At 50.3% G+C, this 26,997-nt stretch carries 16 protein-coding genes; 15 read left to right on the top strand and 1 reads right to left on the bottom strand.

Annotated features, from left to right (window positions below):
• The first annotated feature begins 4 nt into the window (after window positions 1-4).
• The 9 genes from B1748_RS15685 (at window position 5) to B1748_RS15645 (ending at window position 15,014) form a co-directional block, all read left to right on the top strand.
• On the top strand, window positions 5-3,280 hold the full coding sequence (locus tag B1748_RS15685; RefSeq protein WP_087568876.1) for a polysaccharide lyase family 8 super-sandwich domain-containing protein: 3,276 nt from the start codon (window positions 5-7) through the stop codon (window positions 3,278-3,280).
• A 25-nt stretch (window positions 3,281-3,305) separates the two neighbouring features.
• Window positions 3,306-4,709: an NAD-dependent malic enzyme gene (locus B1748_RS15680; protein WP_087568875.1), complete on the top strand. Its 1,404-nt coding sequence runs from the start codon at window positions 3,306-3,308 to the stop codon at window positions 4,707-4,709.
• 200 nt (window positions 4,710-4,909) lie between these two features.
• Window positions 4,910-6,727 carry a cache domain-containing sensor histidine kinase gene (locus B1748_RS15675; protein ID WP_087568874.1) on the top strand — a complete coding sequence of 606 codons (1,818 nt, stop codon included), beginning with the start codon at window positions 4,910-4,912 and terminating at the stop codon, window positions 6,725-6,727.
• Window positions 6,724-8,235, top strand: coding sequence for a response regulator (locus B1748_RS15670; RefSeq protein ID WP_087568873.1), 1,512 nt, complete (start codon window positions 6,724-6,726; stop codon window positions 8,233-8,235). The genes B1748_RS15675 and B1748_RS15670 overlap by 4 nt, the downstream gene beginning before the upstream one ends.
• Window positions 8,236-8,493: 258 nt before the next feature.
• Entirely contained in the window at window positions 8,494-9,348 is an 855-nt protein-coding gene (locus B1748_RS15665) for an ABC transporter permease (RefSeq protein ID WP_256975704.1), read from the top strand.
• Between the two features lie 12 nt (window positions 9,349-9,360).
• Entirely contained in the window at window positions 9,361-10,230 is an 870-nt protein-coding gene (locus tag B1748_RS15660; protein ID WP_087568871.1) for a carbohydrate ABC transporter permease, read from the top strand.
• 39 nt (window positions 10,231-10,269) lie between these two features.
• Complete coding sequence (locus B1748_RS15655) at window positions 10,270-11,940, top strand: type 2 periplasmic-binding domain-containing protein (protein WP_087568870.1); 1,671 nt, start codon at window positions 10,270-10,272, stop codon at window positions 11,938-11,940.
• Window positions 11,941-12,013: 73 nt separating this feature from the next.
• The gene (locus tag B1748_RS15650; protein ID WP_087568869.1) at window positions 12,014-13,144 is read left to right on the top strand and encodes a glycoside hydrolase family 88 protein; all 1,131 of its coding nucleotides are present in this window, start codon (window positions 12,014-12,016) and stop codon (window positions 13,142-13,144) included.
• Between the two features lie 13 nt (window positions 13,145-13,157).
• Window positions 13,158-15,014, top strand: a complete 1,857-nt coding sequence (locus B1748_RS15645) for a DUF2264 domain-containing protein (RefSeq protein ID WP_087568868.1) — start codon at window positions 13,158-13,160, stop codon at window positions 15,012-15,014.
• A 22-nt stretch (window positions 15,015-15,036) separates the two neighbouring features.
• Here the strand turns inward: B1748_RS15645 and cls are convergent, their stop codons facing one another.
• Entirely contained in the window at window positions 15,037-16,482 is a 1,446-nt protein-coding gene (gene cls, locus B1748_RS15640; protein WP_373271277.1) for a cardiolipin synthase, read from the bottom strand.
• Window positions 16,483-16,830: 348 nt separating this feature from the next.
• On the opposite strand from cls, the gene B1748_RS15635 reads away from it, so the two are divergent.
• From B1748_RS15635 to B1748_RS15610, 6 genes are all read left to right on the top strand, one after another.
• Entirely contained in the window at window positions 16,831-17,937 is a 1,107-nt protein-coding gene (locus B1748_RS15635) for an aminotransferase class V-fold PLP-dependent enzyme (protein WP_087568866.1), read from the top strand.
• Between the two features lie 341 nt (window positions 17,938-18,278).
• The gene (locus B1748_RS15630) at window positions 18,279-19,388 is read left to right on the top strand and encodes a M14 family zinc carboxypeptidase (protein WP_087568865.1); all 1,110 of its coding nucleotides are present in this window, start codon (window positions 18,279-18,281) and stop codon (window positions 19,386-19,388) included.
• 129 nt (window positions 19,389-19,517) lie between these two features.
• Complete coding sequence (locus B1748_RS15625; protein ID WP_087568864.1) at window positions 19,518-20,552, top strand: efflux RND transporter periplasmic adaptor subunit; 1,035 nt, start codon at window positions 19,518-19,520, stop codon at window positions 20,550-20,552.
• Window positions 20,553-20,584: 32 nt separating this feature from the next.
• Window positions 20,585-23,437 (top strand): ABC transporter permease, encoded by a 2,853-nt coding sequence (locus B1748_RS15620; RefSeq protein WP_256975693.1) that lies wholly within the window; start codon window positions 20,585-20,587, stop codon window positions 23,435-23,437.
• 4 nt (window positions 23,438-23,441) lie between these two features.
• Window positions 23,442-24,485, top strand: coding sequence for an efflux RND transporter periplasmic adaptor subunit (locus B1748_RS15615; RefSeq protein ID WP_087568862.1), 1,044 nt, complete (start codon window positions 23,442-23,444; stop codon window positions 24,483-24,485).
• Between the two features lie 405 nt (window positions 24,486-24,890).
• On the top strand, window positions 24,891-26,993 hold the full coding sequence (locus B1748_RS15610; RefSeq protein WP_087568861.1) for a hypothetical protein: 2,103 nt from the start codon (window positions 24,891-24,893) through the stop codon (window positions 26,991-26,993).
• Window positions 26,994-26,997: the final 4 nt, after the last annotated feature.

Here is a 26,997-nt window from a genome sequence, read left to right as displayed (position 1 = left end):
GGTTTTGAACATTTCAAAAATCAGCACCGCGAGCAAGTTGAGGAAAAGGTCTTCCATTGCGATTTGCGTCATGATGTCTTATGTGATGGCTTTAAGTTTAATGATCGTTAATCCATCCCCGGTAGCAGCCGCGGACGAATACGACACGATTAGGGAGAAATATAAGGAAACGTTAACAGGAAGCGCGTCCTACAACACGTCTGATCCCGATATTGCTGCAAGAATTACTGAAATAACCGATAAAGCTCAGGAAGTATGGGACTCCATGATCAAAACACCTGGTCGGGCGCAGCTGTGGGCGGAATATGGGCTTGGTGCACCCAATACGGGGAGTAGTGGGGATAATCTAACGCCCATTTACGCGAATCTCAAACATATGGCTCTTGCCTATTCGACGAGAGGCTCGAGCTTAGAAGGAAATACAACGTTAAGAGATGATATTATTAGCGGTTTAGATTGGATGAATACGAACAAATTCTTTGCCGGGGCTACGTATTCGGGGAACTGGTGGCATAAGGAAATCGGGGCTCCGCAACAGCTTCTTGCGGTAACGGTTCTCATGTATGACGATCTGACGCCGACGCAAATTGCCAATTACATGGCTGCCATTCAATGGATGGCTGATGTCATAGATGGATCAGGCGCTAATCGGGCTTGGCAATCCGAGATCGTTGCGCTTAGAGGGATAGTGATTAAAGATAGCGTTACAATCGCGAGAGGTACGGCAGGGCTAAGCAACATATTTGACTACGTCAAAAGCAGAGACGGCTTCTACGAGGATGGCTCCTTCGTGCAGCATAACTTCTACGCCTATACGGGTGGCTACGGGGCATCCCTCCTCAAAGCAATGAGCAATCTCATCTATCTCGTCGGAGGGTCTTCGTTCGATATTACGGATCCGGACAAAGCGAATGTCTATCGATGGGTGTATGAGTCCTATGAGCCGCTCATCTATAAAGGCGCCATGATGGATATGGTCAGAGGCAGAGAGATCTCGAGACACTACGAGGAGGACTATGTGTCAGCCCAAGATGTCATTCGTGCGATCCTGCTATTGTCCGAAGTCGCTTCCCCGACAGATGGATTAGCATACAAGCGTATGGTGAAGGATTGGATGATGCAGGGAGACAGGTTAACGGATCTATTATCGACTTCATCGCTCTTCATGTTCGAGGAGATGACAGCATTGATGAACAATACGGCCATCGCGCCAAGAGGCGAATTGCTGAAGTACAAACAGTACCCCGGCATGGATCGCGCGGTGCAGCTCAGACCTGGCTACGGGTTCGGCATCAGCATGCACTCTACTCGTATTGCGGCGTTTGAATCCATTAATAGCGAGAACGGCAGAGGTTGGCATACCGGAGATGGCATGACTTATCTATATAACAACGATCTGTCGCAGTATAGCGATAATTACTGGCCTACGGTCAATTCCTACAGACTTCCTGGAACGACGGTTCTGCAGCCGTCCACTCTCACGCCCGAGAAAGTATCGGATAAGAATTGGGTCGGAGGAACAGATATGTCCGGGTTATACGGGGTGACGGGAATGGAGTTGCATCCATACGGTCAGACCCTTACGGCCAAGAAGTCCTGGTTCATGTTCGACGACGAGATCGTGGCTTTGGGCTCGGGGATCACGAGCACCGATAACATTGCCGTAGAGACGATCGCGGAGAATCGGAAGATCAATAGCAGCGGAGACAATGCGCTGACCGTGAACGGCACTGCCAAGCCGACGACGCTCGGCTGGACGGAGAATATGACGGGCGTTAACTCCATTCATCTGGCAGGCAACGTAGCGGGCTCGGATATCGGCTATTACTTCCCTGGATCCGCGAATGTTGCGGGATTGCGTGAAGCTAGAACCGGGAACTGGGATCAGATAGGAGTTGGGCCTAATACGAACCATACGCGCAATTACTTGAGCTTGGGCTTGAACCATGGCGTCAACCCGACGAATGCGACATATGCCTACGTGACGCTGCCGAACAAGACGAGTTCGCAGGTAAGCGCCTATGCGAGCAATCCGAATATTACGATCCTGGAGAATTCGACCGATGCGCAGGCCGTGAAGGAGAATGGCCTGAATATGGTAGGCATCAACTTCTGGAACGATACCGTCAAGACGGTTGGTCTCGTGACCTCCAATCGCAAAGCATCCGTCATGACGAAGGAGACGGCGGGCGACTTCGAGGTGTCCGTATCGGATCCGACGAAAGCCGGCAGAGATACGATCGACATCGAGATCAACAAGAGCGCGACGAGCCTGATCTCCGCCGACCCCGGCGTCGTCGTCACGCAGCTGTCGCCGACGATCAAGCTGTCGGTCAGCGTAGTTGGAGCATTCGGCAAGTCCTTCAAGGCGAAGTTCGCGACGACGGGGACGGTCATTCCGCTGCCGACGCCTACGATTGCTAATCCATTCATTATCGAAGCGGAGAACCTCGACGTAGTCGCCACTTCGGATAGCCGCACGATTAATAACGTTGCAATTGCAAGCGGCGGCAAAGACAGTCTGTTTAATGGCAATCAGATCAATGATTATATCGATTACAAGGTGAATGTGCCTAAGGCAGGAACCTACAAAATGACGTTCCGACTATATAGACAGTATGCTCACGCGCTCTATCAACTCAAAATCGGAGATGCGGATTACGGTGCTCCGTTCGATACGTATTCTACGGCAGCCAACTATTACGATTTGGATATGGGGGTACATACCTTCAATTCTCCAGGGGATCGTATATTCAGACTTACGATGGTGGGAACCGTGATAAGCAAGATTAGGCTGGATTATATCAAGCTTGAACCGACGGAAGTGTTTGTCAAAGGCGTCAACATGGGCGGCGGTGCCGTTACAATCGAGGGTAACAGTTGGGTGTCGCAGAGCGCGGCGCTGGCCTCGGGCATGACCATCAGTTCTTCTAATCAGGCAACCAATACGGTCGCGCCAACTCCGGCAGTCGATACGGATACGGCGTCCATGCTGAATTCACATATTTGGAAGGGGTCCAACATTACCATTGCCCAGACGCTTCCGAACGGCACTTATTCGGTCTATCTCTGGGTCATGGAGGATTATCAGAACAACTATCGCAGCTTCGATGTCCAGCTTGAGGGGACCGTGAAGGGCACCATTTCGCCAGCTGCAGTCGGCGGCTGGACCAAATACGGCCCCTATACCGCAACGGTCAGCGACGGCGCGCTCACGATGGATCTCGTGAAATTGACTCGCGAGCCTATATTAATGGGAATGGCCATCTATAGCGAATAAGATTAGCAATGAAGGAGTTCTTGTTATGGCTGCCAGCAGCATGATTATGAGATTGGAATTAGAAAACCGGACATCGTTTGGCGAGGTGGCTGCCGCGATAGGCAGGTCAGGGGGAGATGTAGTCGCAATCGACATGATCAAATCCTCCAAACATACGACCATTCGCGACGTAACGATTAACTACACGGAGCCGACATATCGCGATATCGTTAACGCGGTCAGTTATTTGCCCGGGGTTGAGGTCGTCAACGTATCCGATCGTACTTTCCTGGTCCATCTAGGCGGGAAAATCGAGGTGCAGCCCAAGCTGCCGATCAAGAACAGAGAGGATCTGTCCCGTGTGTACACTCCCGGTGTCGCACGTGTATGCCAAGCGATCGCAGAGAATCCGGTCAAAGCTTATTCGCTCACGATCAAACGCAATGCGGTAGCCGTGGTTTCCGACGGGTCCGCCGTTCTGGGACTGGGCAATATCGGACCGGAGGCGGCGATCCCCGTCATGGAAGGCAAAGCGATGCTGTTCAAGCAGCTAGGCCATGTAGACGCGTTTCCGATCTGTCTGAACACGCAGGATACGGAAGAAATTATTGCCGCCGTCAAAGCGATCTCTCCTGTATTCGGAGGGATTAATCTGGAGGACATCAGCTCACCTCGCTGCTTCGAGATTGAAGCGCGGCTGGCCGACGAGTTGGATATTCCGGTATTTCATGACGATCAACACGGTACGGCTGTCGTCGTCCTGGCGGGATTAATTAACGCCTGTCAGTTAACGGGCAAACGTCTGGAGGATATCCGAATCGTTGTGAATGGCATCGGCGCAGCGGGCTCGGCGATATGCCGCATGCTGCTCACCGCAGGAGTCTCTCGATTGACGGCCGTCGATCAAGATGGACCGTTAAAGCCCGGCGTGCAATACGAGCATCCCGTATGGAACTGGCTTGCCCAGCAGCCGCAATTGGAGAGCAGAGATGGCACTTTGGAGGAGCTCATGTCCGGCGCGGATGTCTTCATCGGCGTATCCCGGGCCAATCTGCTGAACGCCGAGCATCTGAAGCGGATGGAGAGCGATCCAATCGTATTCGCAATGGCAAATCCCGACCCCGAAGTATCTCCGGAGGTAGCAGAGCCTTTTGTTAGAGTGCTCGCTACCGGCAGAAGCGATTATCCGAACCAAGTGAATAATGTGCTCTGCTTCCCGGGACTATTCAGAGGCGTGCTCGATTGCCGCGCAACGAGCATTAATGAAGACATGAAGCTGGCCGCTGCCTACGCCATTGCGTCTGTCGTTCAGTCCGAGGAGCTAAACGAGCAATACATTATTCCTAGCGTATTTAACGAGCTTGTGTCCGAGCGTGTTCAAGACGGGGTGATCAGAGCGGCGATCCGAACGGGTACAGCAAGACGCGTGCCTCCGGAATACCGGGACTAACCGTTCGAGGTGGTCGTATTTCAATTGATGAAGGGCCGATCAGCCCGTAGCTAAATAAGTAGTTCGGTAATTTAAATCCCCGCGAGCCCGGTGAAATCAGGAGCTTGCGGGGATTTTACCGTTCATCCAATTATTACAGGATGGCCATTGCAATCCATCTATTTGTATATTAGTATTGTCGGGTGGAAGGGAGGGGACGTATGGAGCACGAAAGACGGCGCCCGTTTCATAAAATATTCAAGTTCAGTACCAAGCTGATTATAGCATTGTCATTGGCCAACCTTGTCATTGCTTGCATCACCGGTTTTATAACATACCGGATCCATTTGTCGCTCTTCAACGATGAAGTGAGCCGTCAATATTTTTTGACCACGGAGCAAGTGCTGGCCCGACTGGATTCCAGAGTGAACGATATGTACAAAATTACCGATTACATTACCTTAAATCCCGGTGTCCACCAGGCGATCGTAAGCCAGAATCAACAAAACAGCGATTATGAACAAATGAAATTGGAGCAGCTGCTCGACAAGCAGTTAATTCAGGTTCGATTGGACGCCCCGGAAATGATGGGAATTCGCATTTACGATCTGAACGAAAATAGGATCAATCTCGGGACATACTCGGGTTCGTTCAACAACTTTAAGCCCGGCTATTTGGATACAATGCTTAAGAAGCTGGAAGGGACCGGAGGAGAATATGTCTGGGACTGGCCGGCTGCGGACGATTATGGGCAAACAAACAGTACTAACATGGTGATGGCAGGCCGGCTCATGCGCTCGATCGAACTGGATACGTACGGAATGATGTTGATCTTATTTCATAACTCGCTGTTCGAGTCCCATCTGAAGGATCTGCGCGTACATGAGAAAGCAGACGCCTATTTGTTCGATCAATCCGGCCGTTTGTTGTATGCATTAAACGGTTCGGCGGATCTTCCTCCTTTGGATTTTTCTTTCATCCCGAATAACAGCAATCTAGTGCGCGAGGAGCAGGGCATCTCCTATATGTACACGAAGCAGCGCTCGGAGAAGGTTGGATTTACGCTTGTCAGTAAGGTGTCGCTTGCCCAGATTCAAAGCAAAAGCAAAGTCATCATGCAAGTAGCCGTAGCATCGGCGTTCGCCAGTCTGATCTTGCTGGGCGTTATTATTGCCATCGTTAGCCGCTTGCTGCTTCGTCCGCTCGGCAGCCTGGTGCGCGGGATGAGGCATGTGAGGGAAGGCAAATTCGATGCCCGCGTGCAAATTCGGACGAAGGACGAGCTTGGTTTCCTGGGCGATAGCTTTAATGCGATGACCGGTCAAATCGAGAAGCTGATCTTCGAGGTTTACGAGCGAAAGCTCAATGAGAAGGAAGCGGAATTAAAGGCCATACAGGCGCAGCTGAATCCGCATTTTTTGTACAATACGTTAGGCATGTTTTTTTGGAAATTCTATATGCTCGGCGACGAGAAATCGGCCGGATTGGTAAACAGCATGTCCGAGATGCTGCAATATACGTTGGAGCCCGTCAAGCAACAAACGACGTTGAGGGACGAGCTGCATCAAATACGCAATTACCTGGACATTCAGAAGGCCAGGTATCGGGAGGCGTTGAGCACGGAGATCGAGATCGCGGACGAGCTGCTGGACTGCCGCGTATTTAGATTGGTCATGCAGCCTATTGTGGAGAACTCGATGATCCATGCCTTCCGCAACAAAAAGTCGGACCGTCGCGTACGTATACACGGCTACGCGCTCCCATCCGGGCAAGAGGATGGCGTCAAGTTCCTCATTCTCGAGATTAGCGACAACGGAAGCGGGATGTCCCGGGAGATGATCGCTCAAATTACGAGCGAATCCGAACCGGCGAACGGCAACGATAAACGAAGATTTATCGGCACGCGAAGCGTCATTCGGAGAATTGAATTGTTGTACGGCGCTCCTTACGGCGTCGAGCTTCATTCGCAACTAGGGGAGGGCACGATGGTTCGGCTTAAGCTGCCTTTCTCCGTAACGGAGGTGGAGAAGGAGCAATGATAGGCAAATTGCTTGTGGTGGACGACGAGGTTTGGTTTCGCGAAGGACTTGTGGCGTTTATCGGCGGCAACGCCCTGGGATGGGACGTCGTGGGAGAGGCCTCAGACGGCGAAGAAGCGATGGAAGCCGTGCATCGGCTTCTACCGGATCTGGTCATTACGGATATCAACATGCCGGTGATGGACGGTCTCGATCTGACTGCATGGTTGTCCCGTGTTTATCCGGAGATCATGGTCATCATCTTGACCGGCTACCGCGATTTCGAATATGCCAGACGGGCGCTGCGCTACGGCGCGGTGGAATTTATGCTGAAGCCCTTCGCGCTGGACGAGGCTTCCCGGGTGCTTCGCAAGACGCACGAGGAGTTCAGGTTGAAGGAATTGGCCAAACGCGTGAGGGAGCAAGAGCGCCAAGCGGAATTGTTCCGCGCCGCCATCTCGGGATTGCCTTCGGAACGGGAAACAAAGGACGATTGGGAAACACGCTGGGCCGGATTCTCGTTCGGCATCCTTCACATCCGGTCGTATTATCCGGCGGGAAAGGGTTACCAGGCGAACGACGTCAACCTCCTGCATTACGCGGTAACGAATATCGTGCAGGAATTATTGCAAGTCCACCAGCCGCATGCCCTCGTCCTTCCGTTGAACAAAGACGTCTTCGCGTTTCTTCTGGAAGCGGGTTCCCAAGAAGATCGGTATCGGATCGAGGTAGAAACGGCTTTGCGCTCCTATATCGGATTGCAAGGCGAATGGATCCCTATGGGCGTCGTACATCGCTTCGATGAACTGCATGTCCGATTCGAACGGTTGCAGGAGCAACAATTGGGTCCATCCCCGGAGGTGGAGACGGCCGGCGGCGAACGCAGGCTGAAGGAAGAGCTGCTGGCGCTGCTCGTCGTCAACGATTTGACGGCCGCGGAGCGTCTATTGACGAATTATATCGACCAAACGTCGAGACTGGAATTGCAGCGCTGCAAAACGAATGTCTACACGCTGGTGACCGTATTCTCGGCCATTCTGCTCTCGGACTTCAAACAGCTGAAAGCGGCAGTCGCCAACGACGAGTTGAATCCCAGACATATTCTTGATTTCGAATCGGTGCCGGCGCTGCTGGACTGGGCTAGAGAGAAGTGCGCCGAATTTCTGGGCATGTTCCAGCGGTGGTTGGACGAGCGCCAGAACAACGTGGTTTACCGCGCCGAGCAATATATTCAGGAGCATTACCGGGAAGCCTGTTCCTTGCAATCGGCCGCGGCCCACGTGCACGTTTCGCCCAATTACCTGAGCAATTTGTTCAAGAAAGAGACGGGCGTCAGTTTTACGCATTACGTCAGCCAATTGCGAGTCGAGAAAGCCAAAGCATTGTTGCAAAGCACGAAGATGCGAATGACGGAAATCGCGGAGGAAGCGGGATTCGATAATTCCAGTTATTTCACTGTCGTGTTTAAACAAGCGACGGGACAATCCCCGCGGGAGTTTCGCAAGCAATTCGATCATACGGGAGAATAATGAACGACGACCGGCAGCCATGCCGGTTGTTTTTGTGTAGATATTCAAAAAAACCTCGGAGATATTCAAATGTTCCCGCAAGCGGATAGCTCTACAATGAATTTACGAACAAAAATGCAGCAGCTAGATGAAGGAAGGAGTTCGCAGATGGCGATGTTTAATTCGGCCGCGGTTACGGAACCGGAAGGTCAGACGGGAAACAAAGGAACGAATAGTCCCGGATGGCGAAGATTCAGAACCAATATTCCGTTATTGGTCATGTTTATTCCCGTGATTTTGTTTTATCTCATCTTTCGGTATGCTCCCATTGGAGGGCTAGTGATCGCCTTCAAGGATTATAATTTTTTTGACGGCATCTGGCACAGTCCGTGGGTAGGCTTTCATTATTTCGAGCTCTTGTTCCAGGACGCCAGGACGCTGGAGATCATACGCAACACCTTGCTTTTAAGTCTGCTCAGTATCGTGGTAGGGTTCCCCGTTCCCATCATTTTGGCGATCATGCTGAACGAAGTGCGGAATATCGGGTATAAGAAAACGATTCAAACGATCGTCTACATGCCCCATTTTTTATCTTGGGTCATTATCGGGATGCTTGTTTCCACCATATTCGCCATGGAAAACGGCATTGTCAACCGAGTGATAGAGGCGATAACGGGCGAAGCCTATCCGTTCATGTACGAAAAGGCGTCATGGGTCGCCATCTTCGTCGGCTCCGGCATTTGGAAGGACATGGGCTTTAACGCCATCATCTTCTTGGCGGCTTTGACAACGATCAATCCCAGCCTGTACGAAGCGGCCGCCATGGACGGGGCAAGCAAATTGCGGCAGATCTGGCATATTACGATTCCAGGCATTCGTTCCACGATTATTTTGTTGCTGGTGCTGTCGATGGGACGGGTTATGGAGGTCGGCTTCGATCAGGTGTTTATGCTGCAAAACTCCAACGTCAATCAAATCGCGGACGTGATCAGCACGTACATTTACCGGATCGGTCTGCAAGGAGCGCAGTTTAGCTTGACGACGGCCATGGGGATGTTCGAATCGGTAGTTGCGTTCATACTGGTGTTCAGCGCGAATTATATCGCGCGCAAATTCAATGAGGGTTTGTGGTAAGGAGGATGCAACTTGCGAGACAGCAAAGGCGAAAAACTATTTTATTTAACGAATTATTTAATCTTGGCGTTGATTGCTCTAAGCTGCATATTTCCGCTGCTTAACGTCGCTTCGTTGTCGCTAAGCGGAGCAACTGCCGTTGCGGCCGGCAAGGTGACGATATGGCCGGTAGATTTCAGCTTTTTCTCCTACGACAGCTTGTTTAAAGGCACTCCCATTATTCGCGCCTTCTGGAACAGCGTTCAAATTACTTTGATCGGAACGGCTCTTAGCATGCTGACCACGATTATGGCAGCTTACCCGCTTTCCAGAAGACAGTTTTACGGTCGGCGCTTTTTTACGATGGCCATGGTATTTACGATGATCTTTAACGGAGGACTTATTCCCACCTACCTCGTTGTACAAAATTTGGGTCTCGTAAACAGCTATGCGGCATTATGGCTGCCTGCTTTGGTAAGTACTTATAACATGTTATTAATGCGTTCGTCATTCGAGCAACTGCCGAGAGAGGTGGACGAAGCGGCCAAAATCGACGGTTGCGGCGAGTTAGGGGTATTGTTTAGAATCGTCCTGCCCCTGTCGAAGCCCATGCTGGCGACGTTGGCGTTGTTCTACGGAGTCGGCTATTGGAACGCATTCATGAACGTCTTGATTTATATCAATGATACGGCCAAATTCAATATGACCGTACTTGTGCAAAATATGATCAAATCGACATCCATGATTCAGGACTTCAATGATCCCACTATGATCGCAAACATCACGGCGGAAGGCATTCGATCGGCGGCGGTTATCGTCATGATTATCCCGATTTTGGCCGTGTATCCTTTGCTGCAAAAGTATTTCGTCAAGGGCGTCATGCTCGGCTCCATCAAGGGCTGAGCTTACTCCATACATTTGAAAGAAAGAGGGGCTTCAAGAATGGCAAATGTATTAGGCAAATGGTCGAAATCGGTGGTGGCCGTCGGTTTGGGCGCCAGCTTGCTGGCGGGCTGCTCCGACAACGGCGGAAATCAAGGAACAGGAAGCGGCACTGCAGGAAACGGCGAGGGGGAGGAAAAACGGGGAAGCATTACCTCCACCATCTATGACCGGGGATCGGTGCCTAACGGCATGGGAACGATCGAAGATAATATGTGGACCAAATGGATTAACGAAAACGGACCTGCCGACGTGAAATTCGTAGCCGTTCCGCGCTGGGAATCGCAGTCGAAATTGAATGTGCTGCTTGCCTCGGGAAGCGCGCCGGACGTCATCTTCGAATTCGGCACAGGCATTCGGAACCAATTGTTCGATCAAAAGCAATTGATGCCGCTGGATGACCTGATCGAGCAAAACAGCGTCGAGTATAAGGCATTGATCGAAAAATACCCGCAGTTAAAGAAAGCCGGCATCAAGTCGGACGGCAAGCTCTACGAAGTAGGCCGGATGAACGAGGTTTATCCGCTGGTCTCCTTGTTTATCCGCGAGGACTGGCTGGATAAGCTGGGGCTTGAAGCGCCGACGACGGAGGAGGAAATGCTGGCGGTCGCCAAGGCGTTTACCGAGCAGGACCCCGACGGCAACGGCGTCAAAGATACGTATGGCTTGGGCGGCTTGAAATTCGGCGATACGCCTGGTTTGTTCCGTTATATGTATAACGCCAACTGGGTCAATCCCGGAGATAACGGGGATCTTGTCGTCGGCCCGAACAACATGAAGGAATCCACCGCGCTGAAACGGAGCATGTTCGAAGCAGGCGTCGTCGACAAGGATTTCTTGACCGATAAAGACGGCTCCAAGTCGAAGCAGGATTTCTTGAACGGCAAGATCGGCATCTATTCCACCATGACTTCCGATTACTTGGGCTTCTCCGCAAGGGAATTGGACACGCTGATGCAGAACGTGCCGGAAGCCAAGTTAAAGGTCATTCCGCTGCCGAAGACGTCGGTTGGCCAATTCACGACCGCATGGAATAATCCCGTCCAAATGACGGCCGTTGTCAATGCGCGGGCCAAAGATCCCGAAGCCATCATCAAATACATCGATTTCCTGGTCAAGCCCGAAACGGGCCGCACGTTCAGAAACGGCTTCGAGGGCGTACACTACAATTTGGACACCGACGGCAAGCCGGTCACGATCGACGCGGACAAATTTACGAACGAAGTCAGCTGGGCCGCCGATTTCGCCATGCTGTACAGCCGCCTGGAAGAAGGCAAATACGGCTACAACGAAACGCAATTCAACGAGGAAATTCCGACCCAGAAGGAAGCGCTTCGCCTGTTCCGGGACACGGTGGAAGTCTACATGTCGGAGTTGCCGGTGGGCGAAGGTTTGACGCATTCCGAGCATATGCCGCAGCTGCCCAAGGATCTCCAGCTGAAGTATACGAACGTGACGACGGCTATCGACGATATCTACACTAGAGCCATCATTGGCGGAAGCAATTATACGCTCGAACAAGCCGAGATCGACGTTCAGAAGCAATGGGAGCAAGGCGGAGGGCCGGAAATCGAGGCCTGGTACCAGGAGTGGTGGAGCAAGGAGAAGGACAACGTTCTGACCTGGAGCGACGTCTACGAGATCTACAAGCAGCAGCAAGCTGCAAAATAAGGATGGCGGACGGTCTTCTCCTTATGGGGGGGGCCGTTCCGTTGTTAACGGATAGAAGAAAGGATGAGCGGCAATGGAAACGGGAGAGAATTGGATCGATAAGGCCTGGGATCAAGCGTTGCGCAAAACGATCAGAAACACGAAGCGGATCGGCGACGGATTTCCTCATGCAAGCAAAAACGGTGTTTATGAGCTGGCGGATCCGGGCTGGTGGACGGCAGGATTTTGGCCCGGTATGTTATGGCTGCTCTATAACCAAAGCGAAAGAGGGGAATTGAGAGAGCTTGCCGAGAAGTGCGAGAGCAGAATGGACGCCGTTCTTGACGGCTATGAACGGTTGGATCACGATCTCGGTTTTATGTGGACGCTGACGAGCGTGGCAAACTATACGTTAACCGGCAGCAACGTCTCCGAGGTGAGAGCCATGAAGGCGGCCAATTATCTCGCGGGGCGCTTTAACCTTAAGGGACGATATATTCGAGCCTGGAATCCCTGGAAGGAAGGCGAACGCAATGAAGGCGAGGCTATCATCGATTGCTGCATGAACATGCCTCTGTTGTACTGGGCAACGCGAACGAGCGGCGACCCCAGATATGCGCACATCGCCACGGCTCATCTCGATACCGTGCTGGAGCACTTTATTCGGTCGGACGGCTCCGTCTATCATATCGTTCGCTTCGATCCGGAGACGGGAGAAAAAATAGAAGGGGTAGGCGGGCAAGGCTTCGCTACCGAATCCGCATGGTCCCGCGGCTCGGCATGGGCGATCTATGGGCTGACGCTGGCTTACCATCATACGGGCAAAAAGGAGTACTTGACCGCCGCAAATCTAACGGCGAATTTCTTCCTGAGCAGATTGGGAGAGGATTCCGTTCCCGCATGGGATTTCCGTGCTCCGAAGCCGTTAAGGGAGCTGCGCGACACCTCGGCGGGAGCCTGCGCGGCCAGCGGCTTGCTGCTCCTGGCAGAGAAAACGGGCGGGGAGGATTCGGCGTTCTATCGGATGCGCGCCGAAGCGATCCTGCAGTCGCTATTCGAGAATTATGGCGCGTGGGACATTCCTGACGAAGAAGGTCTGTTGCTCCACGGTACAAGCCATTATCCTCAAGGCTCCAATATCGACGTTCCGCTCATCTACGGCGATTATTATTTTGTCGAGGGTTTGGCGCGGTTAAAAGATTATGGACCCTTTTATTGGGAATAAGAGAGGGGGAATCATGTTCATGAACAATCCGGTAAGTCACAATCCATTAACCACCAAGGCTGATTTGCGTGAAGCTTTTATACAATTATCGCAACCTCTGAAGGGACTGTATAGCGAGGGCGGGGCACGACTTCAAATTAGAGGCGCCGGCGCCGGACATACCGAAGAGGTTGCCGATCTGGAGAGCTTCTCCAGAATATGGTGGGGGCTTGTTCCTCATTTGGTTGGCGGCGGCGAGAAAACGGAAATTGCGGAGATGAATCTTAAGGGCATTATCAACGGAACCGATCCCGATCATCCTGAATATTGGGGAGAGGTATCCGATTACGATCAACGTCTGGTCGAGATGGCCGCTATGGGGCTGGCCTTATGTCTTGCGCCTCAGCACTTCTGGGAGCCGCTGGGCGAGCGGGAGCGAGGCAATCTGTATCAATGGCTGAATCAAATTAACTTACACCCGTGCCATGACTGCAATTGGCTGTTCTTTCAAGTCATGGTCAATCTAGGGTTTCGGGGGATTGGCCGGCCTTACGATTCGGAGCAGGTCGAACGAAACCTGAGGCGCATCGACGAGTTTTATTTGGATAACGGCTGGTACAGCGATGGGGTCAATGGTCATAGCGATTACTATGTGCCGTTTGCCTTTCATTACTATGGGTTGATCTACAGCAAGCTTATGGAGAAAGAAGATCCGGATCGATGCGCAAGGTATAAAGAGAGAGGTTTAAAGTTCGCGCATCAATTTCTGCATTGGTTCTCTTCGGACGGCGCCGCCTTGCCGTACGGACGGAGCTTGGCTTACCGATTTGCGCAATCCGCGTTCTGGAGCGCGTTCGCCTATGCCGGACTTGAATCGAAAGTGCTGACTCCAGGCGTTGTGAAGGGACTGCTGCTTCGGAATCTTCGCTGGTGGTTCAAGCAGCCGATATTCGACTCGGCTGGTATACTGACCGTGGGTTACGCCTATCCGAATCTAATCATGGCCGAAAACTACAATGCGCCGGGATCGCCGTATTGGGCGCTCAAATCGTTGCTGGTGCTAGCGCTTCCGGATGACTCTGTATTTTGGACGGCGGAAGAAATGGCGTTTCCTTCGGAAGCTCCATCCATTACGATTCAGCCCGAGCCGCATTTCGTCGTATGCCGCGACCAAGAGACGGGACATGTCGCGGCTTTTAACAGCGGACATCTTTTTTCCAATGAACATACGCATACCTCCGCCAAATACGAGAAGTTCGCGTATTCGACCTCGTTCGGATTTTGCGTTCCCCGAGCGGAATGGGGGATTACCCAGTCAGCGCCGGATTCCATGTTGGCCTTAAGCGAAGGAGATAACCTCTACCGGGTCCGCCGAAAGAACGAGGAAACATGGATTCGCGGCCATGTATTGTACGCGAAATGGCGGCCTTGGCATGATGTTGAGGTTGAAACATGGCTGGTCTCGGGATCGCCTTGGCATATGCGCATTCATCGCATCCATACCGGCAGGGAGCTGCATGCTGCGGAAGGTGGCTTCGCGCTTGGTTTCCACAAGGAGCTGAATCGAAGCGAGCATGAAACCGGGATCTATGCGAGCAATCGATATGGGACGAGCGGCGCGCAAGGATTGATGGGTTATGCCTCGGCGCAGCTCGCTTATCTTAACGCGAACTCGAACGTGCTGCATCCCCGTACCGTGCTTCCAGTGCTGCAGGCGCAGCTGGGGCCAGGTAGCCATCTGTTGGCTGCCATGATCTTTGGCCGATCAGGTCGTTGTACGGTCGGTTCTTATCGGGAGAGGCTTTCGGAACTTGGGGTTACGATCACGAATGAGGAGATTCGCATCGTGACATGCGACGAGGAAAAATTATCGATTCCCATTAATTGTTAAGGCCGCATGGTGCTAGAAACCCTTATAAAATCGGCGAGAGCAGCCTCGCAACTGCCTGTTTGAATTTCGCCACGTTCGAGCGCTCGCCGTAGCGCTCCTTCGTCAATTCCGTGCAAGATTCACTATCTTGTAGAAACAACTCATGCAATTCCTTGGCGACGTTGGCGTCATAGACAAGCGCGTTCACTTCAAAGTTCAAACGGAAGCTGCGCGGATCAATGTTCATCGTGCCGACAGAAGCGACCTCTTCATCCACGACGATCGTTTTGGCGTGCATGAAGCCTTTTTCGTATTGCAAAATCTTTACCCCGTACGGCAGCAGTTCTCCAACGTGCACCAGCGTCGCCGAATACACAAAAGGATGATCCGGTTTGTTCGGAATCATGATGCGTACATCCACACCGGACAACAACGCCATTTTGCAGGCGTCCATGAAGCTTGCGTCCGGAATAAAATACGGCGATTGAATGAAAATGCTGCGCTTCGCTTTCGTAATTAGCTTCAAATACATGATCTTCAGATGTTCCGTTTGGGAATTCGGCCCGCTCGATATAATCTGGATGGCGCTGTTGCCGGGATGATGATCGGGACGGAAGGAGAAATGTTTTTCGATATTTTGGCGCTCATAATTGGTTGCTTTGCTCCAGTCCATGATGAAACGGCCTTGAATCAAGGCAACCGCCCCGCCTTTAATCCGAAAATGCGTATCCCGCCAATACCCCATCCGTTCGGATAATCCCAAGTATTCATCACCGACATTAAAACCACCTACATATCCCACTTCACCGTCAATAATGCACAGTTTGCGGTGATTGCGATTGTTGATCCGAAGATTGATCAGACGGCTCCAGGACGGGAAAAATGCAGCGACTTCCCCACCGTGAACGATCAAATCGCGGAAGAACGAGCGCGACATGCGTCTCGAACCGACCTCATCGTAGAGCACGCGAACTTTAACGCCTTCCTTCGCCTTCTCGGTTAATAGATCGCGCAGCTTTTTGCCAAGGTTGTCCGGTTTGATAATGTAATATTCTATATTGATTTCGTCGGTCGCTTTGCGAATATCTGCGAATAACGCTTCGAATTTAGCCTGTCCGTCATGGTAAATCTTCACTTCGTTATCGGTCGTCACCAGCGCGTTGGACGATTTCAAATTCATTTTTACTAGTTTCGAATACTTTTGTAGAAGCTCGCCGTGCTTATGTATGTCTTGAAATTGTTTGTCCGCCGTATCATGGAAGAACGCAAGCTCCTCTGCCGTAAGTTGAAAGAAGTTATTTTGTTTTAATTGTCGGCCCAAGAAAACGTAAACCAAGAATCCGAGAACCGGTATAAAAAATAAGATCATCAACCAAGCCCACGTTGAGCCGATATCCCTACGTTCGATAAAGACCACGATACAGGCGAAAATAATGTTGATAACGGTTACGAGGGATAGGATAAGTGTAGTGATGCTCCCGATTTCCAAGACGTTCCACCTCTTCATCTATGTCTCCAACCATCTTAGCAATCCAGATGTTCATTTTCAATGAAAATGTCGCCGAACGGGACCGCGAGAAGAAAGTTGTGAAATTGTCGGAAGAACTCAATTGTTTAGCAGCCCTTCTCAAGATGTCGCATCTATATTAAAATCAAATAACCGAGGGATGTACCATTTGTCTGGTTGGTTGAATACAAATTGGAAATCAATTAATAGCACCGAATGGACCCAAAACTCTGACACGCTGAACATCACATGGACAGGTGAATTAACATCAGCGATCTTGTATGTTCAGACTAAACCTTTTTAACAAGCTGATGCGTAGGTGATTATGAGATGGCGGATATCTATGATCGGATGGGAATAACTAAGATCATTAATGCTTGCGGCACGATAACGAAGATAGGCGGCTCTAAAATGGCTGCAGAGGTGCTTGCGGCAATGAACGAGGCTGCAGGTGCTTTTGTGGACATTCATAAGTTTCATGCCAAATCAGGGGAGAGAATAGCCGAATTGTTTGGAGTTGAAGCTGCATGCATTACTTCAGGCGCCTCCGCGGGAATCGCCATATCGGCCGCAGCTTGTATGACTAGGGGAAATGCTAAGAAGATTATCCAGCTGCCTGATACAACAGGCATTCCTGATGAAGCTTTGATGCTCAAAAGCCACAGGATTCTTTATGATCAGGCACTAAGGGTATCCGGTGCAAAGATAAGAGAGATCGGTGAAATATCTAAAGTTTCTATCCGACAGATTGAAGAAGCCGTCTCTGATAATACTGCTCTATTTTTTTACATAGCAGCTGCAGAACAGGTAAAAGGCTCCTTGTCTCTCGCTGATATTATTCGTGTTATGAGGAGAAATCAAATCCCCATTGTAGTAGACGCAGCTGCAGAACTGCCTCCGGTTAACAATGTGTCGAAGTATCTAGAGCAGGGAGCAGACCTTGTCATTATTAGCGGTGGTAAAGAAATTCGCGGTCCGCAATCTTCGGGTCTTATTCTAGGTAGAAGAGATCTAATAGAAGCTTGCATAGCGAACAGCAGTCCCAACTTTAGTATTGGTCGTTCTATGAAAACAGATAAAGAAACCATTGCGGGCCTTGTTAAGGCAGTGGAGTTATTCATAAGGAAAGATTATGTTCAAGAAATGAGACGCTGGGAAGCCATGGTATCCAATATCGTTGAGTCACTATCTCCAATACTGGGTACACACGTGCGACGAGGGTTTTCGAAGGAGCCTGGCGTGCAGCCAGCACATATACCTAGAGTATTTCTTAAACCCACCGCATCCACTGCGCAAGAGCTTCAAAATCGATTGATGATGATGGTACCGATTATCTATACTAATATACAAGAGGATGAGCTTGTCATTAATCCGCAATGTCTGGAAGATGATGAAGTAGCTCAAGTGATCGAGGCAATTATGGCGTTATTAGAGTAACGGAAGGAAACCATATTTGGATAAGAAGTAGTTTAACTAGAGCAGGCGTTCGAATAAGAGCGTCTGTTTTTTCATTTAGCAACGTTTATCGAAGCACGACTGATGGGCATCGGAAAACTTAAATTTGTTATATTCAAATCAAACCATTGTGATAAAGTGGGAGTGATAGACATTGACAGACCCAACAACAACTGTTGCGGCTAGGCGTATTTCTTCCCGGGATTCGCAACATTCAACTATCAATTGATGTTGGATGCGTCTGAGAAGAGCCTGAAGGAATTGGATATTATCAAATAATAGGATCTGCGTTATACGTTGGAATAGGATATGGAGGATGATAGATGGCGAACATCCGTATTAGCAGCCGTTATGCCGGTGGAAATATTCGTCTATTGGATCATATGGGAAAAGAAATCCATCTTGAACAGGAGCTGCGAGATACGGCGCAATGGTGGTTTTATTGGAGCTTTCGCGCTGACTCCAGCCTTGCGGAGACGATCGAATTTGTTTTTCAAAATGGCGAAGTCATTGGGCCATGGGGACCGGCCGTCAGCCGAGACGGAATTTCGTGGCGTTGGTTAGGAAGTGAGGCAGTTATTTCACCCAATCGATATCGATATACGTTTGCAGCGGATGAGACTTGCTATTTTTGCTTCAGCATTCCCTATCAAATGCATCATTTCGAGTCTTTTTATGCAACAATCGATAACCATCCGCTTGTCAAACGAGAGGTTTTAACCTTATCCGAACAGCTGAGGCCGATACCCAAGCTCCTGTTGGGAAATCCGCAAGCTTCCGAACATCTTTATTTAACTGCCAGGCATCATGCTTGCGAATCGACATCGTCGTATGTGCTGGAAGGTCTGTTGGAGGCATTGCTCGAACCGTCTTCCTCCCTTATTTTTAACGATTATTGCATACACGTAATTCCAATGGTGGATATTGACGGCGTGGAAAACGGAGACCAGGGTAAAGCCAGGGCGCCCCATGATCACAATCGGGATTATATCGAATCCCCCATCTATCGGGCGAGCGATGCGATTATCCGAGAGATAACTGCTTTAGGGGCCATTAAGGCAGGAATTGATTTTCACTGTCCCTACAAATGGGGGGGAAGAAACGATGTTCCCTTTATCGTCAAGAAAGGGCCGCCTGTCAAACAAGAAATCGAACGTTTTGGCGCTTTGCTGGAGTCGACGACCAGCAGACAGGATTATGACGGTCAAATCACGTACAATTCGGTTCATGATATTGAAATGGGCGAGGACTGGAATCAACCGCATGGTACGAGCGGCAGCGATTTTTTTGCCAGACAAGGAGCCAAGCTCGCTTTTAGCTTTGAAATCCCTTATTTCGGGTTAGAAGAATCGATGGTTTCACCTGTCAATTGCAAGAAGTTTGGGGCAGCCATTGCAAAATCGCTTGAATTATATTTGTTAAGTCACGAATAAGGAAGCGACTTTTCGCTTCCTATTTTTCATAGGTGAATTATTTTTATAAATATGTTATACATAAATAACAGGAAACTTTTGGTATAGCATTGGCCGCAGAACGGCAAGCCCGGAAAGGAGCGCTGGGGAGTGAATGAATGGTCAGACCGTCGAAACGTAAATAAGGCAATGTTGCTGTGTATCGCATGCTTGCTGCTGTTTCTATCCGGCTGCACCTTGCTTCCGAAGGAGGAGGAGGTGCTTAAGCCGCCTCTCCTTGTACCGAAGCAAGAGAGCTACAATTTGCTTGAGGTTAAGCGCGGAAGCGCTGTCAAGCAAGTAAAGGGAACGGGAACTTTTGAATCGACCAACACCGTCTACCAGGCGTTCGAAGGGGCCGCGGGGAAGATTGCGATGATTTCCGCAAAGGTTGGCGATGAGGTCAGGCGGGGCGACCCGCTCATGGAACTTAACACCGAAGGGCTTGAAATCGTTTTATTGGAGAGAGAGAGGGACTTCGAATTAGCGAAGCTGGCACTGGAGCAATCAAAGGAAACGCGCGATCCGCAGATGATGAAGATTCGGCTGCTGGAGCTCGACATCGCGCGGAAAAAATTGGACGAAGCGCGTAAACAGCAAGAAGGCAAGGCCATGGTGGCGCAAATCGATGGAATCGTTACCTTTATGGAGGAGGTGGAGATTGGCGATACGATCGAATTGGGAAAGGTTTACGTTGTTATCGCCGACCCGGCTCAAATACGTCTTGCTTATTCGGGAGCGCCGTCCGCCGAGCTTGAAGAGGTGGAGGTCGGAATGGAGGCTGAAATTGCATACGGCGGACAGACGCTCCGCGGGATTGTTACCCAAAGTCCATCTTCGGCTCCCGAGACGGATGATGAACAGCTGGCAGAGAAATACGCCAGAACGATTTACTTTGAGCTGGCAGATACGGGGATTAAACCAGAGCTCCATACAACTGCGGACATCGTCATTATTCTCCTGGAAAAAGAAAATGTGATCCTGATTCCAAGAAGCGCCGTACTTACGCTGATCGGCCGCAATTACGTCAAAATATTGGATGGCGATAGCGTGAAGGAGATCGATGTCGAGCTAGGTATCAACACCTTGTCCGGCGTTGAGATCATCGAGGGTCTGGAAGAGGGTCAAATGGTTATCCTCCAATAGCATAGGGGGAATTTCGCGGGAAGGAGGATCGAATGATGGCTCTTCTCATGATGATTATGCGCAAGATGGTCAAAAACAAATGGTTGGAGCTCAGCTTGCTGAGTGGACTTATCCTCTCTGTCGCACTCATTAGCAGCATTCCGATTTATACGGAAGCGATCCTGCAGCGGGTTCTCCTGAAGGATCTGGAGAACCTTCAGGCTTCGTCCGGCAGGTATCCGGGGACGGTATATGCCAAGGTTTTTATGGGGTCGACTTCATATTGGGATTCCGGCGATTATGAGCCCGAGCAAAGGCCGCAGGTGCTAAAAGATACAAATGCGTTTATGCAAGAGGATGCGGCTGAACGCTTTGGACTTCCAGTGAAACATCTAGTGATGGAAGCCGCAACAGAGTTGTATTCCTTTATCCCGACGGATAAAACCAAAGTCGAATCAGAGACGGAGCGTTTAGCCGAAATTGCGGCAAGATCAGATCTTTATGATCATATTACCTTGATTGATGGGCGGCTTCCGGCAAGCGAGCCCGTGGACGGCATCTATGAAGCGTTGGTCGTTCAGCAATCCCTTAAAGCATTGAACATGGTGCTCGGTCATGTTTTCGAGATTGAGAACGGGGATGCAAAGACGAAAATTAAGGTGAAGCCCGTAGGTGTTATGGATAAGCTCGATCATTCCGAACCCTATTGGCACAATCATCTCGACGAATACAGAAAGACGTTTTTTATTGATTATGAACTGTTTAAAGCTCAGTTCTCATCGAGCAAGGCGCTTCCCGCCGCTAGCGCAAGCTGGCTGTTCGTGCTTGATTATTCGGGTATGGATTTGAATTCGGTACATCAATATATGCAAACGACCGAACGAATCGATACGCATCTCATGAATCGGTTTAGTACCTATTCTCTTGATTCGCCTGCCGTACAAACGGTAGAAACTTACTTTCAAAGAGAAGCGGATTTGAGGCTGCTGGTTTGGTCCCTGTATGTGCCATTAATCATTCTATTGGCTTTTTATTTATACATGGTTTCGAATCTCATGACCGAGCGGCAGAAAACGGAAATTTCCGTGCTGCGCAGTCGAGGCGCAAGCCGACTCCAGGTTTTAACCGGTTATTTAATCGAAGGGATGCTTCTCGGCGTCATTGCTTATGCGGCAGGCCCCCCGATCGGCATGCTGCTGGCCAAAGCGCTTGGCGCCTCAAGCGGCTTTCTGGCGTTTGTCGATCGTACGGCGCTTCCTGTAAAGGTGACCGATGATTCGTATTTGTATGGTCTATACGCTGTTATCAGCTCCATCCTTATGATGCTTTTTCCGGTTTTTCAGGCGACTCGTTTATCGATTGTGGGCCAAAAGCAGCAGATGGGACGACGTACGAACCGTTTGTTCTGGCATCGGTACTTTTTTGACATTATAGCGGTTGCCATAGCCATATATGGACTTTTTGCGTTTAACAGGCAGCGGGAGGATATGCTGCAGTTAGGTGCGGACGTTTCGGCTTTTTCTGTCGATCCGCTGCTATTTCTCGTGCCCGCCCTTTTTATACTTGGTTTTGGTTTGCTGGCGCTGAGGCTGTATCCATTAATCATAAGGTTTATATTCCGGATTGGAAGAGAGGTCTGGCCGCCTTATCTTTATTCTACGCTCATTCAGGTCGGGAGATCCGGCACGCAGTACCAAATGGTCATGATGTTTCTCATCCTAACGATTGCAACGGGATTATTTAGCGCTAGTGCGGCACGGACATTGAATGACAATTTAGAACAAAAAATCAGGTATAAAAACGGAGCGGACATCGTACTGAAATCGCACTGGCTCAGTGAATCCTCTCTGGCTTCTTCCGGCGGAACGCAGCGCATTCAATATGTCGAACCGCCGTATCAAGCGTTCACTGAGCTTCCTGGCGTTAAGACGGCAGCGAAGGTATTCGTTCAGAACAATGCATACACCTTGGTTGGCAACGAGCGCGGCTTGACTAAGGTGATGGGGATTCATACGGCGGATTTTGGCCGCACCGCATGGATGCGAGACGGCCTGCTGGGCAATCATTTTTATGAATATTTGAATTTAATCGCATTGGATCCGAAGGCGGTTCTGATCTCTCGTTCCATTGCGGACAAGGGGATCCGACCGGGCGATGTGATTAACGTCGGTTGGAGCGGCGTAGAGCCCAAGACTTTTACGGTGTATGGCATTATTGATTATTGGCCGACGTTCAATCCAAATACGATGAGCATGACCGAAGAACAATCGAATGCCGGCCGGCCTTCTTTGGTCGTAGGTCATCTCGAGTATATGCAGAAGGCGATGGCGCTCGAGCCTTATGAAGTGTGGATTAAGCTGGATGAGAATGCGGCCAGACAGCCCTTTTACGATGCGATAGCGGAGAAAAAGCTAAGCTTGGCGTTCATGACGGATACGCGGGAAGAACTGCAACGTATGGGCAACGATCCGTTTCAATTGGCGCTTAACGGAGTGATGACGTTAGGCTTTTTGATCTCGGTCATCATCAGCTTTTTTGGCTTTCTGCTGTACTGGCTGCTGTCGCTTACGGGTAGAGTGCTGCAATTCGGGATTTTTCGGGCAATGGGCATGTCCTTTGCGCAAATGATTGGCATGCTGATCACGGAGCAGATTCTGATTTCAGGGGCTGCGGTTCTGATCGGCGGGTTGGTAGGGAGCGTAACGAGCACATGGTTTGTAAGCTTGTTTCAGATTTCCTTTAACCCATCCGCACAGGTGCCGCCGTTTCAAGTCATGTTCGATTCAAGCGATACGACGCGGCTGTACTTCGTTGTGATGGTCATGATCGTTATGGGCCTGCTTATTTTGGGCTGGCGGCTGTCGAGGATCAACATTCATCAGGCGCTCAAGCTGGGGGAGGATTGACTCCATGAACAGGTACGATAAAATTGCGTTTTTTTACATCCTTATTTTGTTATTCCTTCTTGCGCTCCTCTCGGGCTGTACACGGGCTCTAGAACGCAAAGCGGCAGTTCCGGAGCTCATAGAGCCGGCCAGCGTCGAGCTGGATTTGTTCGAGGTCAAACGGGGTACGCTTGCTTTAGAAATGAGAGGGACCGGGATCATCGTTCCTTCCGCAACGGACTATTATTCCTTCGAAATTGATGGGGAGCTGGGGCAATGGTTCGTCCGGCCCGGAGATATTGTCCATAAAGGCGATGTACTCGTTCGACTGGATTCCGGCAATTTCGACATGCAGCTCGTTCAGCAGCAGTTGGCGGTCGAAAATAGGCAAAGGGCACTAAATCAAGAGCTAGAAGCAGGATTAGACGAGGTGAATACGGACAATCTTTGGCTGCTTCGAACGAATCTGAGGATCGAGCAGATGAAGCTCGACTTGCTGCTGGACCGTCAAAGCAAGCGGGAATTAAAGGCGTTAACGGATGGGATCGTGACGTTTGCGGACAGTATCAGAGCGGGCGATCCAGTCGCGTCCTATCAGCCGGTGGCAGGCATTGCCCGGACGGATAAGCTGCAGCTTCGATATATCGGCGACCTGTCGTCCCGCTTATCCCATTTGAAGCTGGGGATGTCGGTAGTGCTGACCGATCCAGATAGCTCTCTAAAGATTAAAGGGATTGTAGCTTCATTGCCGATGGGAACCGCCAATGCTTCTAACTCGTCGCGAGCCGCCATCCTTGAGAGAACGTTACTATTCGATTTCGAAAATGAACCTCCCGACTCTATCCGGCTTGGAGATAACCTCGAATTTGCTTTGGAACTTGTGCGCAAAGAGAATGCCTTGATCATCCCGCGCGGTGCGCTGCGCAATTATCAAGGCAGAGATTTTGTGCTGGTTGTCGACGGGGAAACAAGTCGCGAATTGGATGTGGAGCGGGGGCTCGTAACGCCGACAGAGGTTGAAATCGTAGCGGGCCTTGCGGAAGGTCAACAGGTCGTTGTCACAAATTGATTGATCGCAAGATAGTTTATATTTGTGAACACATTTCAAAATAACGCCCGAAAAATCAGCTAAAATCCGATGTTATTTTATTAAATTTAAAAAACTATTTACATACATAAAATTTGATTTATAATATGGATGCAGGCACAAAACAATACGGGTATTTCCTGCACTGCGGCGAACGATTGGGATGGCCGCTCAAGCTTATTGTCGCAATGAAGGAAATAAAAGAAGGAGTGATCCAGAAGGCCAGCGTGAACGTCTGATAGAAAAGAAGCCCTATCAATTACAAAATGTATGCGTTTACATAGCGGGGTTTCGGCAAGGAAAGGGACAAGTCCACCTCTATCATAAGACGGCCAGTTCCGGCAACCAGCCGAGCGGAAATTCGATGAAAACAGGAGGGATTATGAAATGCGCAAACGACTAATCATTGCCGCCATCACGGTCTGCATGCTTTTGCTGTTAAATACAACGCCCGGGATGGCGCCGTCGGCGATCTACGCTTCCGACGAAACATGGACGGAGAACGAGTTGAGCGAACAATTAAACGAACTTAACGCCGTCATTGCTGCGACAAGCCGACCGCAGCTGGTGCCGTTTCTTGAAACCGTGAGGGATGAAGCAACTGCAGTAGTAGGATCCTCGGACATTTCGTTTAAAGAAGGCTTGAAGGCGAAGAAGGCAATGAAGTATGCACTTAAGCTGGCGAAGGATGCCACGACGGGCAGCGCTTCCGAATTATGGACGGACACGCCGTTTATCGTGTACGAAGCCGCGGCGCTCAGTCCGGAAAAGCGTCTGCCAAACACGCTTCCGACAGATGGAGCCATTACGGATCAGCTGAACGTTATTTCGGCGCAAGACGAATATGAAGCGGCTTCGTTCGTACTCGCTCCGCTTAGCGACGTAGACTCCGTAACGTTTGCAATATCTGATTTGCAAGGAACGGATAGCGTAATTCCTGCCAGCGCCATTGATATGCACGTCATCAAAACATGGTACCAAGGCGGAACGGCTTGGCAGAGCTATTTCTTTGATGGCTCAAAAAATGTCCTTGTGCCTGAGCTGCTGCTGCATGACGAAAACCTGGTGCGCGTGGACCATGAACTGGAGAAAAACTATATTCGCGTTGATTATCCTGAAGGCTCGCAGTATGTAGACGTCTTTACGAAGCCGAATAAAAAATTCGATCATTTGGCCGAACCGGTCGAGGACAGTCCGGTGCTGCTGCCAATCGAGCTGAAGCAAGGCGAGTCGAAGCAGATGTGGATAACAACGAAAGTGGATGCGGGAACCCCGGAGGGCTTCTACACCGGAACGATTGATATTACCGCAGACGGCGTCCCTGCCGGACAAATCACTTTAAAGATCCGAGTGCTGCCGTTTGATCTGCCGGACCCGAAGACGTACTACGATGTGGACAAGGACTTCTATGTCATGTTGTATCACGAGAGTCGCGTGCGGGAGTATATGAAGGAGACGGGCGGAAACGCGGCACTTGTTGACGAGAAGCTGGCGAACGAATACCGGAATATGGCAGAGCATAACGCTGTTAATATTCCGGCGCCGATCTATAACACATCAGACAGTCAATACTTCTTCCGCCAACTGGAGTTAATGGAGGGGGCCGGACTTGAACTGAATCCGTTGTTTGGCGCGAAACAAACCTTTCCCGAGTATACGATTTTTACCCATTACAGCAACTATCTCAATTGGAAAGCGAAATATGAAGCGGATCCAACGCCGGAGAATCAAGCCAAGATGGATCAATATTACACATTATGGCGCCAAGGGATAGAGGATTTTAAACCGGTCCTCGATGAAGCTTTTGCGACCATTAGCAACTATGTCGGGCATACGAACATTTATTTCGACGGTTGGGACGAGGCGGGCTGGTCGATGCTGCAATTCCAGCAAGAGCTTTGGAGGTATATCCAGGATGAGCTTGGCGGAAAGGTATTCGCCTCAGGACATGGCTCTCACTTGGAGTTGGAAACGAAGGAACAATTTTTAAACTGGGCAGGAGAGATGACGAGGGAACAGGCCGCTAATTGGCATGCTTTGGGCGAAGATAAATTGATTACCAGCTACGCGTATCCGCATACTGGCCCGGAAAACCCGGATTTGATGCGTCAACGCCACGGCATGTGGCTGTACAAAGCGAATTATGACGCTACTTATAACTATATCTATTACGAGAACTTCCTTAACACCTGGAACGATGATGTGGATGCTACGTACCGCCAGCTCGCCTTGGTTTATCCGACGCGAACCGATATCATTGACACCCTCGCATGGGAAGGATTCCGCGAAGGCATCGACGATATCCGCTATGCGACGAAGCTGCAGCAGGTTGCGCAGGATGCAATCGCCTCCGGTCAGGCGGATCGTGTCGAAGCCGCCAATAAAGCGCTGAATTGGCTGGAAGTCAGCGATGAGCGCTCGATGTCCGCCGATTTGATCAGGCTTGAAATGATCTACCATATCCTTCGCATGCTTGAGCTTGCGGAATAAGGAG

The sequence above is a fragment of the Paenibacillus sp. MY03 genome (assembly GCF_002165585.1).
Classification (GTDB): Bacteria; Bacillota; Bacilli; order Paenibacillales; family Paenibacillaceae; genus Pristimantibacillus; species Pristimantibacillus agaridevorans.
The sequence above is the reverse complement of the archived record's forward strand: the minus strand, read 5'-3'. Positions and strand labels throughout refer to the sequence as shown.

Bases quoted from the DNA above. Each gene is read 5' to 3' on its own strand.
- B1748_RS15680 (WP_087568875.1), top strand. From the start codon at position 3,306: ATGGCTGCCAGCAGCATGATTATGAGATTGGAATTAGAAAACCGGACA.
- B1748_RS15650 (WP_087568869.1), top strand. From the start codon at position 12,014: ATGGAAACGGGAGAGAATTGGATCGATAAGGCCTGGGATCAAGCGTTG.
- B1748_RS15645 (WP_087568868.1), top strand. From the start codon at position 13,158: ATGTTCATGAACAATCCGGTAAGTCACAATCCATTAACCACCAAGGCT.
- B1748_RS15620 (WP_256975693.1), top strand. From the start codon at position 20,585: ATGATGGCTCTTCTCATGATGATTATGCGCAAGATGGTCAAAAACAAA.
- B1748_RS15635 (WP_087568866.1), top strand. From the start codon at position 16,831: ATGGCGGATATCTATGATCGGATGGGAATAACTAAGATCATTAATGCT.
- B1748_RS15670 (WP_087568873.1), top strand. From the start codon at position 6,724: ATGATAGGCAAATTGCTTGTGGTGGACGACGAGGTTTGGTTTCGCGAA.
- B1748_RS15615 (WP_087568862.1), top strand. From the start codon at position 23,442: ATGAACAGGTACGATAAAATTGCGTTTTTTTACATCCTTATTTTGTTA.
- B1748_RS15610 (WP_087568861.1), top strand. From the start codon at position 24,891: ATGCGCAAACGACTAATCATTGCCGCCATCACGGTCTGCATGCTTTTG.
- B1748_RS15665 (WP_256975704.1), top strand. From the start codon at position 8,494: ATGTTTATTCCCGTGATTTTGTTTTATCTCATCTTTCGGTATGCTCCC.
- B1748_RS15655 (WP_087568870.1), top strand. From the start codon at position 10,270: ATGGCAAATGTATTAGGCAAATGGTCGAAATCGGTGGTGGCCGTCGGT.
- B1748_RS15630 (WP_087568865.1), top strand. From the start codon at position 18,279: ATGGCGAACATCCGTATTAGCAGCCGTTATGCCGGTGGAAATATTCGT.
- B1748_RS15675 (WP_087568874.1), top strand. From the start codon at position 4,910: ATGGAGCACGAAAGACGGCGCCCGTTTCATAAAATATTCAAGTTCAGT.